The sequence below is a fragment of the Synergistaceae bacterium genome, from assembly GCA_017444345.1.
Classification (GTDB): Bacteria; Synergistota; Synergistia; order Synergistales; family Aminobacteriaceae; genus JAFUXM01.
The window spans coordinates 14,379-27,049 of sequence record JAFSWW010000129.1; the positions used below are offsets into that span (position 1 = coordinate 14,379).

General features: G+C 38.5%; 13 protein-coding genes, 1 tRNA gene and 1 other annotated feature. Of the genes, 11 read left to right on the forward strand and 3 right to left on the reverse strand.

The window, feature by feature from the left end; genetic code table 11:
* Nucleotides 1-2: 2 nt before the first annotated feature.
* Complete coding sequence (locus IJS99_10145; GenBank protein ID MBQ7562168.1) at nt 3-620, reverse strand: hypothetical protein; 618 nt, start codon at nt 618-620, stop codon at nt 3-5.
* 357 nt (nt 621-977) lie between these two features.
* Here IJS99_10145 and IJS99_10150 point away from each other — a divergent pair, with 357 nt between their 5' ends.
* The 11 genes from IJS99_10150 to IJS99_10200 all read left to right on the forward strand — a co-directional run bounded on the left by IJS99_10150 (nt 978) and on the right by IJS99_10200 (nt 5,898).
* Nucleotides 978-1,178, forward strand: a complete 201-nt coding sequence (locus IJS99_10150; protein MBQ7562169.1) for a hypothetical protein — start codon at nt 978-980, stop codon at nt 1,176-1,178.
* An 80-nt stretch (nt 1,179-1,258) separates the two neighbouring features.
* Nucleotides 1,259-1,408, forward strand: coding sequence for a 50S ribosomal protein L33 (gene rpmG / locus IJS99_10155; GenBank protein ID MBQ7562170.1), 150 nt, complete (start codon nt 1,259-1,261; stop codon nt 1,406-1,408).
* Nucleotides 1,409-1,486: 78 nt separating this feature from the next.
* Nucleotides 1,487-1,562, forward strand: a tRNA-Trp gene (locus IJS99_10160).
* A 27-nt stretch (nt 1,563-1,589) separates the two neighbouring features.
* A complete protein-coding gene (gene secE / locus IJS99_10165) occupies nt 1,590-1,805 on the forward strand; it encodes a preprotein translocase subunit SecE (GenBank protein MBQ7562171.1) in 216 nt (71 codons plus the stop codon).
* 7 nt (nt 1,806-1,812) lie between these two features.
* Nucleotides 1,813-2,346 (forward strand): transcription termination/antitermination factor NusG, encoded by a 534-nt coding sequence (nusG, locus tag IJS99_10170; GenBank protein MBQ7562172.1) that lies wholly within the window; start codon nt 1,813-1,815, stop codon nt 2,344-2,346.
* A gap of 29 nt (nt 2,347-2,375) precedes the next feature.
* Nucleotides 2,376-2,801: a 50S ribosomal protein L11 gene (gene rplK, locus IJS99_10175; GenBank protein ID MBQ7562173.1), complete on the forward strand. Its 426-nt coding sequence runs from the start codon at nt 2,376-2,378 to the stop codon at nt 2,799-2,801.
* 52 nt (nt 2,802-2,853) lie between these two features.
* Nucleotides 2,854-3,561, forward strand: coding sequence for a 50S ribosomal protein L1 (locus IJS99_10180; GenBank protein MBQ7562174.1), 708 nt, complete (start codon nt 2,854-2,856; stop codon nt 3,559-3,561).
* Between the two features lie 24 nt (nt 3,562-3,585).
* Nucleotides 3,586-3,729, forward strand: a sequence feature (ribosomal protein L10 leader region).
* Between the two features lie 19 nt (nt 3,730-3,748).
* Nucleotides 3,749-4,288, forward strand: coding sequence for a 50S ribosomal protein L10 (locus IJS99_10185; protein ID MBQ7562175.1), 540 nt, complete (start codon nt 3,749-3,751; stop codon nt 4,286-4,288).
* Nucleotides 4,289-4,330: 42 nt separating this feature from the next.
* Nucleotides 4,331-4,708, forward strand: coding sequence for a 50S ribosomal protein L7/L12 (gene rplL / locus IJS99_10190; GenBank protein MBQ7562176.1), 378 nt, complete (start codon nt 4,331-4,333; stop codon nt 4,706-4,708).
* Nucleotides 4,709-4,788: 80 nt separating this feature from the next.
* Nucleotides 4,789-5,175, forward strand: a complete 387-nt coding sequence (locus IJS99_10195) for a hypothetical protein (GenBank protein ID MBQ7562177.1) — start codon at nt 4,789-4,791, stop codon at nt 5,173-5,175.
* A 150-nt stretch (nt 5,176-5,325) separates the two neighbouring features.
* Nucleotides 5,326-5,898: a flavin reductase family protein gene (locus IJS99_10200; GenBank protein MBQ7562178.1), complete on the forward strand. Its 573-nt coding sequence runs from the start codon at nt 5,326-5,328 to the stop codon at nt 5,896-5,898.
* A 50-nt stretch (nt 5,899-5,948) separates the two neighbouring features.
* Here the strand turns inward: IJS99_10200 and IJS99_10205 are convergent, their stop codons facing one another.
* Both IJS99_10205 and IJS99_10210 read right to left on the reverse strand, forming a co-directional pair.
* Nucleotides 5,949-8,132 carry an ATP-dependent RecD-like DNA helicase gene (locus tag IJS99_10205; GenBank protein MBQ7562179.1) on the reverse strand — a complete coding sequence of 728 codons (2,184 nt, stop codon included), beginning with the start codon at nt 8,130-8,132 and terminating at the stop codon, nt 5,949-5,951.
* Nucleotides 8,133-8,177: 45 nt separating this feature from the next.
* Nucleotides 8,178-12,485: a UvrD-helicase domain-containing protein gene (locus IJS99_10210; GenBank protein MBQ7562180.1), complete on the reverse strand. Its 4,308-nt coding sequence runs from the start codon at nt 12,483-12,485 to the stop codon at nt 8,178-8,180.
* Nucleotides 12,486-12,671: the final 186 nt, after the last annotated feature.

Sequence of the window (12,671 nt, forward strand, 5' to 3'; positions counted from 1 at the left end):
TATCACACACGCGGGAAGATTCTTATTATGCCGCCTTTGCGTTCACTCTTAGAATCGTGCAAATTTTTCAGACTGAGCCATTTATATTCGCCGTAAGTTACAGTTAAGACTCTTATATCATTATCAATAATTTCATAGCCGGCCAAGTTGAACCAGTGCCAGATAAAATCTTCAAGTTCTAAATCATGATGATTCAGCAATAAAAACGGGACGAGAAAATTATTATTTATCTGATTAATTACAGCGCGCGAAAAATTTTCGTAATCGACTCCGCCTGAAAGTCCCTCAAGAGTCAGCGAGTTATTATTTACGTCGTGAAAGTAATCATACAGCCCGCAAATATAAGTCTCAAGAAAATCTATTCCGTGATAACGCGGAGTCAAATAAGGCTTCATAACTTTTGCGAAATTCACGAAATCCCAGCGAGATAAATTTTTTGAGTCGTGATCGTATAAATTTTTATATTTTCCTTGACGGCTTAAATAAATGCACACGTCGCACGCAGTAACAGCAGCACAGCCGCCCATGTTCATATCCCATTCAGGGAGCCAGTCTTGATTCCCGCCCGGTGTACCTTCTATAGTGAAGTAATCTAAAACTTTTTTTGATTCAAATTTCAATGTAAATATTACTCCTCCGATATAAATATAATAGATAAAAATTTCACATATTTTATAGCGTTAAAGATAATCAAGCAAAATTTTTTTAGTGAATGAGCGAGTCTTTTCCCCGTGTGAATCAGCAAAAAATTTCGTGTAAAAATTTATATATTTATCCGTGAATCTTCTCGCAAAAAAATAAATACATAGCAAAAATTTTATCTCTATAAAGTGTTACAAATAAATTGATTAGCTCAACTTTTTGTATTAGTAAATGTATTAGTAAAATCGCCTTATTTTCTCGTGAAGTCATGCAAAAATTTTCATGGATTCATTATAATATTTTTCCTGAAAAATTTAGCGTGTAATTATCATTGAATGAGTGAATCCCGGCCGCAAAATTCTCCCCCCGCACTCGTCTTATTTGTGATTCATGTTTTCAGCAACGCAGCCCGTTTATTAGTGCCGCAAAATTTCTCACAAGAATTTTTCTTTATGCCTCACACATATATAAATCTTGTGATTCACGTTTTTAGCAACGCAGCCAGTTTATTAATGCCGCAAAATTTCTCACTCTAACAAAAATTTAATACTGTGTTAAAATATTCGCGTTAAATCCTGATTTATAATAATTTACAGAAAGAAGGAAAATTTTTATCATGGCGGATATAGTCGGACTTACTTGTACACAATGCAAGAGAAGAAATTATACAACGACTGTGAACAAGAAAAAGCAGTCAAAGAAGCTCGAACTCAAGAAATATTGCAAGTGGTGCAATGCGTCAGTAATTCACAAAGAGTCTAAATAAATTTTTTAAGACTGTTGCGAAAGATTTAAACCTGTTGTAGAATTTGCAAGGTTAATCCAAGAAATAAAATTTTTACGCAGGTCCGTGGCTCAATTGGCAGAGCACTGGTCTCCAAAACCGGGGGCTGCAGGTTCGAGTCCTGCCGGGCCTGCCATTTTTTTATGAGGTATATATTAGAACAATGGCAAAAGCAACTACAGAGAAACCATCAAAGCTGGCTTCATTGAAAAATTTTATCCGTGAAGCAAAAGCAGAGCTAAAGAAAGTAACCTGGCCCACACGCAGGCAAATATGGTATTGGACGCTCGTCGTGATAGTCTTCACGCTTTGTGTGTCGCTATATTTGGGACTGATAGATTTTCTTCTTGCGTGGTTATTCCGTACGCTGCTGGGTTAATTGAGAGATGCCGGGAGATCGCCGATGGTACGTTGTGCAGACGTACGCGAGTTATGAGAAAAGGGTCGAGGCTGATATTCGCCAGCGCATTACAGCAATGAACATGCAGGACAAAATTTTTAATGTACTTGTCCCGACAGAAACGCGAATAGTTATTAAAGACGGTAAGAGCCGCGAAGTTACTAGAAAATTATATCCGAGTTATGTTCTTGTTGAAATGATTTTAGACGAACAGTCTTGGTATGCAGTGAGACACACTCCGGGCGTTACCGGATTTATCGGAGCAGGGACTCACCCTATGCCTTTATCGCCTGAAGAAGTAGAGAGAATCATGTCCGGAATGAAGAAAGATTCAGACAAGAAAATAGAAATTGACATAAAGCCGGGCGATATGGTAAGAGTTATTGCAGAGGGTGAAATGAAAGGATTCACAGGCCCGGTCGTTGAGATAAACGCGAAAAAGGGCAAAGTGAAATTTAAGAGTGAAGTTCTCGGCGGTGCAGTTCTTGAGACGGACTACAAAGCATTAGAGAAAATATAGTATTATAAGCAGAAAGGAAAATTTTTATCATGGCTAAAAAAGTTGTGGGGCAGGTAAAATTGCAATTACCCGCCGGCAAAGCGACTCCTGCGCCTCCTGTAGGGCCTGCACTTGGTCAGCACGGAGTAAATATAATGGAGTTCTGCAAACAATTCAACGCAAAGACTCAAGATCAGGCGGGATTAGTAATTCCTGCTGTAATCACTGTTTATGCTGACAGAAGTTTTTCATTTGAGTTAAAGACTCCTCCCGCTGCAGTATTATTAAAGAAAGCCGCAGGAATCGAGTCAGGTTCAGGAGTTCCGAATAAGACAAAGGTCGGCAAAATCGCCCGCGCAAAAGTTAGAGAAATAGCAGAACTCAAGCGCAAAGATCTCAACGCCAACGACACAGAGGCAGCAATGCGAATGATCGAGGGCACAGCGAGATCTATGGGACTTGAAGTTGTTGATTAATTGAAAAGTGGAAGAGTATTTCACTCGTTAATTACCACTAGGAGGTTATGAAATTATGAAACGCAGCAAGAGATACAGAGAAGCCGCCGCTAAAATCGAAACAGGAAAATTATACGGTCTTCGTGAAGCAGTAGAGTTATTCAAATCTGTAGCAACGGCAAAATTTAATGAAAGCATAGAAGTCCATGTACGTTTAGGGATTGACCCTAAGCACGCAGATCAGCAGGTCCGCAGCACTGTATCACTTCCTCATGGGACTGGAGTAACTAAAAAAGTTTTAGTCATCACTCAGGGCGAAAAAATGAAGGAAGCTCAAGACGCAGGGGCTGATATAGTCGGCGGTGAAGAACTTGTACAGCAGATTCAAGGCGGATTTATGGACTTTGACGCAGTAATTGCTACACCTGATATGATGAAATCAGTCGGTCGTCTCGGTAAAGTCTTAGGCCCAAGAGGTTTAATGCCCAGCGCAAAAACTGGTACAGTAACATTTGAGCTTGCCGACGCAGTTAAAGAAATCAAAGCAGGCCGAGTCGAATTCAGGGCAGACAAGACCGGAATCACTCACAATGCAGCAGGCCGAAAAGATTTCACGACTGATGATTTATTTGACAACGTGAAAGCCCTTCTACAGGCAATTTATAGAGCCCGCCCCGCATCAGTTAAGGGAACTTATGTGAAGAGCATTGCAATAGCTCCGACAATGGGCCCGGGGATTCCTGTAGATACTGCAGCAGCACAGAAAGAATTAGCACTGTAATATAAAATTTTTCATTCTGACTGAAATATATATTTATTTATTCCTAAGACAGCAGGAGTCTTTATGACTTAATAAATTAATAAATCCTGCTCAGGAGAAAAATTTAGCGCGATAATAATTACTTCTCCTGTTTATAGTGTAAAATAGGGGAAGTTTTTGATTTTATTAAGGAGGTGAAATAAGTAACATGCCGGCAAAAATAAAATATGAACTCGTTGACAGTTTAAGAACAAAGCTAGAGAAGGCAAAAGCTGTCTTTGTAGGTGAATATCGCGGAATGACAGTCGCACAGAGTACGGCACTTCGCGCAAAAGTTCGTGAAGCAGGCGGAGAACTCAAAGTCGCAAAAAATACTCTCTTCGCAATCGCCATGAAAGAAGCAGGTTTGAACGCTCTTCCTGAAAGCATGATGAAGGGGCCGAATATTTTCGCGTTATGCTATGATGATCCCGTGAGTGTCGCAAAAGTCCTTAAGGAGTACGTAAGCGATAAGACTCAGAAGGCTTTTATACTCAAGGGCGGACTGTTAGAGACCCAGTTATTAGACCTGAATCAATTATTAGCACTCGCAGATCTGCCTTCAAAGGAAGTTATGCGCGGTCAAGTTGTCAGGACTATCGCAGCGCCGTTATCGGGACTCGTCAACGTGTTGTCGGGTACTATCAGAAATTTTGTTACATGCCTTGCCCAGATTCGCGACAAGAAACAAGAGGGCGAAGCAGCGTAAAATTTATTATTATATTAATATTAATCGGAGGAATTTATTATTATGACAAAAGAAGAAATCATTCAGGCTATTGAAACAATGTCAGTGCTTGAGCTTTCAGAACTCGTGAAGGCTCTTGAGGAAAAATTCGGCGTATCAGCATCAGCAGCTCCCGTTATGATGGCAGCCATGCCCGGTGCAGCAGCCGCAGCCCCCGCAGCAGAAGAGAAGACAGAATTTGATGTAGTCTACAAAGCAGCAGGCTCAAACAAGATCGCAGTAATTAAAGTAGTCCGCGAAATTACTTCACTGGGACTCAAGGAAGCAAAGGAACTCGTTGACAACCCGCCGAAGAACATTAAAGAGGGCGTATCCAAAGAAGAGGCCGAGGAAATCCGCAAGAAACTCGCTGATGCAGGAGCCGAAGTCGAAGTTAAGTAGCAAGATTTGTTATAGGGGCTCATGCTTTAACGAGCTCCTTTTGTTTATATTTATATTCAAGAACGGAGGAAATTTTTATAATGAGCGCGCAAAAAAATAATAACTCTCCGAAACCGGCCGACAAGAAAAAGCAAATTTTAATCGGCGTAATTTGTGTAATAGTCCTGCTTAATGTTATGTGGACTGTTATGCAGAATAAATTTACTCCAAAACTTGACGAGTTCAAGAAAGAAGTTAATACGGCCATTGCTGCACTTGACGAGAGAATCACGAAAATCGAGAAAAGCGGCTTCACTGATGTAGAGAATATCAAAGCCGAGTTTGAATCATTAAAGCAGATTTCTGAAAGTTTATCAGAAAGATTAACTCAGTCGCTCAAATCAGAAGAAGAACAGCTTGAGAGTCTCGAAGCTCAAGTAAAGGCTCAGCGTGAAAGAGTCGAGGCAATGAAGAAACTAGCGAAATAAAAATTTTATCGTCTCATCACACCTCCTTTAGAAAGAGTCCCGGTTAAGCATTAATCACTTGGCCGGGATTTCTTTATTATAGCTTGACTCGTGTGCAATAATATATTTATCTACAATGCAATCATATTACAGGAGGATTTATTAATTCCCATGAAGAAAGATTTAGGCGTTTTACCGGCAGTGTTTCCTATGCCCGTTTTAATGGTCGGAACTTACGGAGAAAATGACACAGTTGACGTTATGAATGTCGCGTGGGGCGGAATTTGCGGAGAAGACAAAATCGCATTGAACCTCGCACCGGATCGCAAGACTCTGGCAAATATTCGTGAGAGAAAGGCTTTTACTGTAGCACTTGCAGACGAGGCTCATATAAAAGAAGCTGACTTTTTCGGAATCGCAACAGGCAACAAAATGCCCGATAAATTTGCAAGAACAGGTTTTCACGCGGAAAAAAGCAAAAATGTTGATGCCCCTGTTATCAGCGAACTTGCTTTAACAATGGAGTGCGAATTACTGGAAGCCCGCGAAATGTTTGGAGAAATTAGAGTCGTCGGCAAAATCGTAAATGTAATAGCAGACGAGAATATTTTAAACTCAGCCGGAAAAGTTGACCCAGCGAAATTAAAAGCTGTCATGTTTGATCAATATAATATGGACTATTACGCGACTGGTGAAAAAATTGCTAAAGCATGGAACGCCGGAGCAGGTCTCATGAAGAAATAATAAAATTTTTTGCAGCGGTTCTCACTCATACAAGCAAGAGCCGCTGTTATTTATTCAAGTTCTGAGTAAATTTGCAGTCTGTTATCAAGTTTAGTATTTCTTTGCGAGATCTTATTATTGATTACAGCGCAGTAAATAGCCTTCTCTTCTCCTACTAGAGTTAATGACTCTTTCGCGCGCGTTACTCCCGTATAAAGTAAATTTCTCTGCAGCATTATATATTGAGACATCATAATGGGAATTATAATTTTTTTGTATTCGCAGCCCTGTGATTTGTGTATAGTTATGGCATAAGCAAGCACTAAATTTTCAAGCTCTGAATACTCATATTTTATATTACTTCTAAGCTCGTCAAAATTCACTGTCAGAGTATTATTAAACTTGTCAATATAAGTTATTATGCCTATATCTCCATTATAGACGGCCTTATTATAATCATTCTTTATCTGCATAACTTTGTCATTTATTCTGTATTGAGTCTCCCCGCGCTGAATCACATAATCAGGATAATAAATTTCAGGCACGTTAGGAAATGGGTTAATTGCGTCCTGAATCAACTTATTTAAATTTGTTACGCCTATAATTCCCTTTCTCATCGGTGAAAGAACTTGCACATCTGCCCAGCTCTCACGATTATCCGGCGGCATGTTCTCTTTACAGAATTTAATTATATAATCTGCGGCAATCTCTGCGTCTTCTATAGGTGTAAAGAAAAAATCTGATTCCTTGTCGTCATTAAGATACGGCATGAAACCATCATTTATTCTGTGAGCATTAATAGTAATTTTGCTGTCCTGTTCCTGCCTTTGAATGTGCTGTAATGCATAATAGGGGATAATTTGAGAGTTAATCATGTCTGCTAAAACTTTTCCGGGCCCTACGCTCGGCAACTGGTCAATATCGCCTATAAAAATTAATTTCATTCCGACCGGTACAGCTTTTAATAAAGTGTAAAGCAGATTTATATCAATCATTGAGGCTTCATCAATTATTAATACATCGCCGTCAAGAGGTTCGTTCTCGTCGTGTTCAGCATAACCGGGGAATCTTATTCCTACGAGTCTATGTATAGTCTTTGCTTGATGGCCTGTTACTTCTTCTAAACGCTTGGCCGCCCTGCCAGTGGGAGCAGCTAATAAAATTTTCCTGTGCTTATCTTCTGAGAGTTTTATTATCGCCCTCACAGCTGTAGTCTTACCAGTTCCCGGCCCTCCTGTAATAATAAACACTTGATTATTCATTGCTTGAGTAATTGCCTCAATTTGTTCGTCGCTCAAATCAACGAGTTCGCCGTTTACTAAAATTTTACCGTTGACACCCTTTTTTACTTGTTTATTAGTAATCTTTCTGCCGGATTTAACGTTGAGAATCTTTATTAACTTTTCAGCCGAGCCATTTTCAGCGTAATATATATAGGGCAAATAATAAGAATCGCCCTCAATTTTGATTAAATCATCGTCCTTTAACTTATACAAATGCGACATAATTAATGATTGGGGAATCTCTAAGATCTCGGCGGCCTTGATAATTAATTCGTCCTTACGCGCAAAACAGTGTCCATCATCAGCAAATTTTTGAAGAGTGTAAATTATTCCCGATCTGATTCTTGACGAGTGTTCTTTGCCGAATCCCATTTTAAAAGCGGCCCGGTCAGCAGTCTTAAAGCCGACTCCCTCAATTTCGATTAATTTATATGGATTCTTTGTGAGAACGTCTATACTTTGTTCGCCGTATTGCTTGTAAATTTTCATTGCTAGAGAAGTACTCAAATCACGACCCTTTAAGAAAATCATAATGTCCTGAATCTTTCTATATTCTTCCCAGCTTTCTCGAATCATAGCAAGTTTTGACTCGCCGATTCCGGGAATTTCAAGCAATCTATCAAGATTTTCATTCATAATATTTATTGCGTCATTGCCGAATTTGTCTACTATACGGCGCGCCATTTCCTGACCTATACCCTTAAATAGTCCGCTCGCTAAATATTTTATGATACTGTCTTCAGTGGCCGGGTAAACTTCTTCAAAGCTGTCAAACACGAATTGACGGCCATATTTGGGATTTACTTTCCATTCACCGCGAAAATCAAAAGTAGTATCAGGGTGAGGCTGCGGCATGTGTCCTACTACAGTTATATAGCCATAGTCATCATTATCGCATTTGAGAACACTATAGCCGTTCTCTTCATTGTGAAATGTAACGATTTTAATTAAACATTTGCTGAGTTTTTCCATTTATAAATTATATAACCTTTCTTTATTGCTTGATTGCTTTATTTATTATTTCATGTTTTGCGCTAAAATATTTTCAATGGACTCATCACGTCCGCAGTAAAATCTAAATTCGCATTCCCTGCAGGTCTCGTGAATATTCGTGCGACTGTTAAAATTTTTGCCGCGAATCTGCTTTATAATCTCGTCAAAACCGTTAATTATTTTGCTGGCTTCTGACTCGTCATAATTATAAACAATTTCCGGAGATGTGCCGCTGTCGAACATGTAATATAATTTCAAGCTGTCAATTTTCTGCCCGGTCGTCTGTGAAAATATATAAGCGTAAATATTTAACTGCCGCCTGTGATTTTCGAGCCTGATTCTATCATGATTAATATTTATATTCGGCTTTGTACCTGTTTTGAACTCTATAATTTCGAGCCTGCCGTTATTCACGCAAATTAAATCAGCCCGCCCGTTAATTATATAATCATCGCGTATAAATTTTAATTCACGTTCTGACTCTCTTATGCCCGACCAGTCATTACCGCGCAAAATCACGTATCTTATAACATGTCCGAGCGCAATTTCTCTATCTGCCTTTGTGAGAGTCCCCCGTTCAGTCTTAGAAATCGCAATATAATCATTTTCCAGCCAGTCAGAAATAACCTGCTCATTAATTTTATTTTCTTGACCGTTTATTATTGCCTTGTGAATGTCATCTATAACTGAATGCACAAGAAGGCCGATTAATTCATATTTTGATTTATTCGGGGTAAATTCAAGCTCGCGATAAAATTTATATTTCATAGGGCAGGACTCATAAAGCAGTATATCAGAAGTAAACGAGTAAATTTGCTTGATTTGCGAGTCCCTATTCACAGAAATATTTATATTTTCGGGATTAAATGACTCGTCGGCATCATCGAGAATATTATAAGCGGCCTCAAAATATTTTGACGGAGTATTATCGTCTTCTTTGCAGGTCAAAATCAATAAATCACGGGCGCGCGAGAATGCAACATAATACAATCTCCAGAAATCAAAATAGTCTATCAAATTTTCCGGTTCAAATTCGGGACGCTTGAAATATTTTGACTCAATATCTGAAATAATTTGCTCGTCAAGTCCATCATGCAAGCCAGAATCCGGAGTGTTATACAACGAGTCAACGAGAACTACAGGAAATTCAAGCCCCTTTGCCTGATGTATAGTCATAAAAGCAACATGACCCGAAGGAATCGCAGAGTTTTCCGGCTCGTATTCGCTCAAACCGCCGTCAAGCAAAAATTTTAGATATATATTAAATAATCTTATAGTCTGAGACTCTAAATATTTCGAGTGCAAATTATTAATCCCTGAAATCTGCTCAAAATCTTTAATAACTTGCATTAACCGTGATAAATTTCTTGCCGGCCTGAGAGTCTTTACATCGTCCGTAATATTTGCGTCAAGAGCTTTATTAAACGGTACGAACTCAAACAAGTTATATAGCAGGTCCGAATAATTATAATTAGCATAACCGTTGAATTTTGCGTGATAATCGCGTTTACTCATGAGCCATTTTTTTAGCGGCAAATATCCGGGCTTGTCTATAAAGCGCGCTACAGTTCTAATGCAATTCTTGTAATAAATTATATTGCTGCTTTCTCGGCCGTTAAATGCGAACTCACCGGACTCAAGAGATTTTAAATATTTCGGAAAAATTGAAATCAAGCACCCTAAAGCAAAATGAATCTCTCCGCGCCTGAAGAACATATCAGAACGGGGCGAATAAACTTTTATATTATGATTCTCAAGAAATTGCGCTAAAGATAATACATTCTCGGTGCGTACTGACCTGAATAAAAACGCAATTTGATTATAATCGCTTAACTTGCCCGACTCATAAAGAGATTTTATCAGAGTCAAAATTTTTTCGTGCCATTCTGCCTCGTCATTGACTCCAGCGAGCCTATATACTGATTTTGTTTCGGGCCTGAATGATTCTAGATTCTTAGAATATCTATAATTATCCCATTCAAAGAATTTAGACGTGTCATTTATCCAGTTAGACGAAAATTTTACGATTTCAGCGTCAGATCTGTAATTAAGCAGCAACTTTATAATTTTGCATTCATTACTTGCGAACTTGCCCGGGAACTCTAAAATATTTCTGACTGAAGCACCCCTAAATCTATATAAACTCTGATCATCATCTCCGGCGACACAGATATTTTTGCTTTCACCAGCGATTAATAATAATATTTGCTCCTGAATATAATTCGTGTCTTGATATTCGTCTGACATGGCATATTTAATTTTTTGTTGTAAATTGCTTAAGATTTCGGGATTGTCGCGCAGTAATCTATAAGTCTCAAGCAATAAAGCCGAAAAACTTAACGAGTTATCATCAATTAATAAATCATCATGTAACAACATAGCCCGGCCAAGTGAAGAAATTTGCGGATTTGGGTCGCGTATTAATTCCTGAGGGTCTGCCAGTTCTTCAGAGAGTTTATTAATATATTTGCAGAGTTCGTCGGCCCTGTCCCATTTGCCTAATTTAGTGAGTGCCGCTATATCCTTGAATCGTTCCATTTTGCGCATTAATAAATATTTGTGCGAGAAGTCGTCAAGAATCCTAAAATTTTTCTTGAATCTCGTAAATTGTATATAGTCCCGTAAAATTTTTTCGCAAATCGCGTGAAATGTCCCGATAAAAATATTATTTGCGTCAAGATTTATATTTCTTGCTGTGAACTCGTCCGACATTCGGGATAATATTTCTCTTGCTGCCTTATTCGTGAAAGTTGCTATTAAAATATTTTCGGGCTTGACTCGTTTTTTCTGAATCAAGAAAATTGCGCGTTGTATAAGCGTGAAAGTTTTGCCAGTCCCCGGCCCGGCTAGAATCAATAAAGGCCCGTTTGTCGTAGTAATTGCTTCTTTCTGGGACTCGTTTGCATTTGAGAAATCAAAATCTGTGAAATCTTCGGGCTTTAACTCGACTGGAGCATTAATTATTTTTTCGCTGCTTTGAACTTGCGAGTCCTCTAATCCGATATAACTTGCTAAAATTTTCGCCCGGTCATCAGAGTTACAGAATAATATAAAATTTGCGTCTGAATTCCTTAAATCGCGTTGAGAAATTAATAAAATAGTCTCGGTGTTAGGCTTGAGAGAATTATATAGATCCGTCAAAGTTTTAGCGAAATCGTAATAAATTATAAATTTTGCATTATGAGAATTAGAATCCGAGTCAGTCAATAAAATTAAAGCATTCCGGCCGGCAAATTTGATTAATTCTTCAGGTCTTGACGCGTAAATAATCCCCTGTGAGTCCTTATACTGCGTTAATAATTCATTCAGTGAGGCGGCTTTATTTTCTGACTTAATCACCCTGAATAATAAATTTTTAACGTCAAAACCTGTTATGACTCTTACAGGTGATCGCAAATCTTTCATAATTTCAGCGCGCGACTCTGGACTCGTTATTCCTGCGAAAATAGCAACGGGGACTCGCGGAAGATTAAGGGAGTCGGCAAATTCGCGAAAAGATTTCAAGTTCTCAAGACTTCCCATTATGACGGCAAATAAAGAAATCTCTATACCAGTCAGAAAATTTTTTATCTCGCTTAGTTGACTCAAATCCGAGTAAAGAATCTTGCAAGCACCGCTCTTAATACGCCGCATTAGTTCACGTTTCTGAATGGCACTCAAAGAAGAATTCAAGCAAGCCGAGTGAATATCTACATCAAAATTTGCCTCACTGGGAGTAATAACAAGAGTCAAACCCGGCATTAACAAAGCAGGGAGTCTATAGCAAATACTTTTACCGTAATTATCAGGCATTGAGCAGAAGACATCACGCCCCGATAAAAGCGCGTTAATAATTTCTTCTTGGCCCGGCTTGAATGAGTCAAACCCGAAATGCTGACGTAATAATGAAACTAGATAATTATTTGCTGATTTATTTATTACTTGTTCGGGCTGTTGTGATTCTATTTCTTGAGCCGGTTCGCTTTCTCGTTTTGCTGGGAGAGTCTGAATATAATTATTTAATTTCTCGTTCTGTTCCTGTGAGTCTCTTAATTGAGTCTGGAGTCCTGCGATTTCCTTTTTTTTCGCGTCAAGTTCAGTGTTAAGCGCGTTAATCTGCCCATAAAGCGAGTCGATTTTGCCGTTAAGCGAGTCAATCTCTTCGCGTTTGTCAATTATTTCGTCATTGAGAATAATTATTTTATGATTTAGGGCGTTAATTTCGTCATTTCGTGCGTTGATTTCTCCTGAGAGCGTATAAATTTGATCCTGCTGACTGTTTATTCTCTTAGTGAGCAGATTCGTTTTAGCATTGATTAATCTTTGAACTTGCTGCTGTTCTTCCAGTGTCATATTATTTGACTCAAGACTCCCGTTTATATATAAATTTTTCCATGTGTAAAGAATCTATCACAATATTCACTATTTATCACGATTTATTTTAGTGATTCAGAAATTTTTCACTGACTCGCAAATTTTTTCTTGAATGTAATATAATTTATACAGTTTTTCATGAAAGGAATTAATTTTTTTATGAGC

What these genes read in the sequence shown, in the direction of transcription:
- IJS99_10150 (MBQ7562169.1), top strand. Translation starts at nt 978, where the DNA reads ATGAGTGAATCCCGGCCGCAAAATTCTCCCCCCGCACTCGTCTTATTT.
- rpmG (MBQ7562170.1), top strand. Translation starts at nt 1,259, where the DNA reads ATGGCGGATATAGTCGGACTTACTTGTACACAATGCAAGAGAAGAAAT.
- secE (MBQ7562171.1), top strand. Translation starts at nt 1,590, where the DNA reads ATGGCAAAAGCAACTACAGAGAAACCATCAAAGCTGGCTTCATTGAAA.
- nusG (MBQ7562172.1), top strand. Translation starts at nt 1,813, where the DNA reads ATGCCGGGAGATCGCCGATGGTACGTTGTGCAGACGTACGCGAGTTAT.
- rplK (MBQ7562173.1), top strand. Translation starts at nt 2,376, where the DNA reads ATGGCTAAAAAAGTTGTGGGGCAGGTAAAATTGCAATTACCCGCCGGC.
- IJS99_10185 (MBQ7562175.1), top strand. Translation starts at nt 3,749, where the DNA reads ATGCCGGCAAAAATAAAATATGAACTCGTTGACAGTTTAAGAACAAAG.
- rplL (MBQ7562176.1), top strand. Translation starts at nt 4,331, where the DNA reads ATGACAAAAGAAGAAATCATTCAGGCTATTGAAACAATGTCAGTGCTT.
- IJS99_10195 (MBQ7562177.1), top strand. Translation starts at nt 4,789, where the DNA reads ATGAGCGCGCAAAAAAATAATAACTCTCCGAAACCGGCCGACAAGAAA.
- IJS99_10200 (MBQ7562178.1), top strand. Translation starts at nt 5,326, where the DNA reads ATGAAGAAAGATTTAGGCGTTTTACCGGCAGTGTTTCCTATGCCCGTT.
- IJS99_10205 (MBQ7562179.1), bottom strand. Translation starts at nt 8,132, where the DNA reads ATGGAAAAACTCAGCAAATGTTTAATTAAAATCGTTACATTTCACAAT.
- IJS99_10210 (MBQ7562180.1), bottom strand. Translation starts at nt 12,485, where the DNA reads ATGACACTGGAAGAACAGCAGCAAGTTCAAAGATTAATCAATGCTAAA.